This window comes from Moorena sp. SIO3B2 (assembly GCF_010692525.1).
Lineage (GTDB): Bacteria > Cyanobacteriota > Cyanobacteriia > Cyanobacteriales > Coleofasciculaceae > Moorena > Moorena producens.
Genome location: NZ_JAAHHE010000733.1, coordinates 1 through 2023, shown reverse-complemented (window position 1 = coordinate 2023; position 2023 = coordinate 1). Strand labels below are relative to the sequence as shown.

The window sequence follows — 2023 nt, the reverse complement described above, 5'->3', positions numbered from 1 at the left end:
GTGTGGTTGATGACCGTTGGCAGGAACTGATGCGTTTCCAAATTCAACGGGCAAGGGATTACTATACCAAAGCAGAAAGAGGTATTAGAGCCCTAAGCCGTGACGCCCGTTGGCCGGTTTGGTCTGCGTTGATGCTCTATCAGAAAATTCTCAATGTGATTGAACACAATCATTACGATGTATTTAGCCAAAGAGCCTATGTACCCAAACTCCCTAAGATGTTATCCTTACCCATAGCCTGGCTGAGGGCACAAGTTCTATAGCATGCGCTATGGCAAATCCTTAATGGAAAATCTGTCAAAAAATCCCCATCCTAAATATCGATGGGTTTTTTTTTCCGTTGACCATGGGCGGCAAAAAGCTGGGATACAAAAGGAAAATACTATCGATTCTATTTAATTGTGCTACAGATGCTTGGGATTTCAAAAGGAGAAGGGGGAAGGGGAAAAGGAATATATTTATAACCCTTTAAGCTTTCCCCTTTGGCGGCGCTGCATCGATTATAGCGGTTTCTAATTAGGGCAGGTGGCAAAGCGCTATAAGTCTATTAACTCAGATGTACTTCAGCAGTGGAAGCGCTATATATAATTTCTGAACTATGGTCGAACTTCCGAAGGGTTGGATTACATTAGCTCAAAGCTGAAGGCTGACGATGGATAAAGGTATCGATACGTCGTATAATCAGCAAGTCCAACCACTTTTGTCATATAGTAAGGAGATGTTCATGTTTGAACTGGATGTTGTTTATTTGGAATCCGAATACGCCCACAAAAGTCCTCAGGAAATATTGAAACTGGCTCTTGACAAATTTGACAACATCGCTATCTCTTTCAGTGGTGCGGAGGATGTGGTTCTTGTGGATATGGCATCCAAGATTAAGCCAGATGTGAAAGTGTTCTCCCTCGACACGGGTCGCTTGCACTCCGAGACTTACCAACTACTTGAGAAAGTCAGACAACACTATGGAATTCCACTAGAGGTGATTTTACCGGACGCTGATGCAGTGGAAGCACTGGTTAAACAAAAGGGGTTGTTCAGTTTCTACCAGGATGGTCACAAAGAGTGCTGTGGTATTCGTAAAGTGGCTCCGTTGCGTCGCCAACTGGCTAAGCTGGATGCTTGGATTACGGGTCAGCGAAAGGATCAGAGTCCTAGTACTCGTGCTAATATCCCTGTTGTCCAGGTAGACCAGGCGTTCTCGACCCAAGAACGAACCCTGATTAAATTTAACCCCCTAGCTAACTGGAGTTCTGAACAGGTGTGGAAATACATCCGCACTAATGATGTGCCTTACAATCAATTGCATGCTAAAGGTTTTGTTAGCATTGGCTGCGAACCATGTACCCGCCCAACTCTTCCCAATCAGCATGAACGGCAAGGTCGCTGGTGGTGGGAAGGGCAGAAAGAAAAAGAGTGTGGCTTACACAACACTACAGAACAGGTAATGACGAACAGGGAACAACAAACAGTAAGGGTTTGAGCAACCCTCACGGAAATTAACAGACTAGGTAAAAAATTTCAGTTCAGGTACTTAAGCGTTGCGGCACAATCAATAAGTTGCGCTTGAAATCCTAATTTTTAGGTAGAAGTGGGGAGTGGCTTGTGATATTTTCTTTATTACGCTTTTGAAAAACAACTCAGTATTGAATACTACAGAATGAAAATCACTTTAGTTAAAAAAATCAACAAGGACGGTAATTTTTGTCGCAAGTGCGTCAATGTGGTAGAAAAACTTGAAAAAAAAGGACTGATGGGTCGCATAGACCAGATTGTCGTTGCTGATGAGCGTCAGCCATCTAGCGAGGGACTAAATTTAGCTGTAAAGCACGGGGTAGAAGCAGCCCCTTTCTTCATTGTTGATCATGAGGACGGTTCGACCCAAGTCTATAGCACTTATGTTCGTTTCTTCAAAGAAATCTTGAATCAGAAGACTTCTGAAAGGGAAGAGGTATCGGAGATCATGGATCGATACCCTGAACTAGATTTCATCTAAAAAACTGATTGCTGTAATCGTAACACTGGG

General features: G+C 43.3%; 3 protein-coding genes. All 3 read left to right on the top strand.

Annotated elements, in window-relative coordinates:
* Positions 1 to 263, top strand: a 263-nt coding sequence (locus F6K38_RS40415) for a squalene/phytoene synthase family protein (protein WP_287360484.1), incomplete at its 5' end; no start/stop codon positions are given.
* Positions 264 to 724: 461 nt separating this feature from the next.
* Positions 725 to 1480 carry a phosphoadenylyl-sulfate reductase gene (locus F6K38_RS40410; RefSeq protein WP_353737290.1) on the top strand — a complete coding sequence of 252 codons (756 nt, stop codon included), beginning with the start codon at positions 725 to 727 and terminating at the stop codon, positions 1478 to 1480.
* A gap of 177 nt (positions 1481 to 1657) precedes the next feature.
* The gene (locus F6K38_RS40405; RefSeq protein WP_287248102.1) at positions 1658 to 1993 is read left to right on the top strand and encodes a hypothetical protein; all 336 of its coding nucleotides are present in this window, start codon (positions 1658 to 1660) and stop codon (positions 1991 to 1993) included.
* The last annotated feature ends 30 nt before the right edge of the window (positions 1994 to 2023 follow it).

Bases quoted from the DNA above. Each gene is read 5' to 3' on its own strand.
- F6K38_RS40410 (WP_353737290.1), top strand. From the start codon at position 725: ATGTTTGAACTGGATGTTGTTTATTTGGAATCCGAATACGCCCACAAA.
- F6K38_RS40405 (WP_287248102.1), top strand. From the start codon at position 1,658: ATGAAAATCACTTTAGTTAAAAAAATCAACAAGGACGGTAATTTTTGT.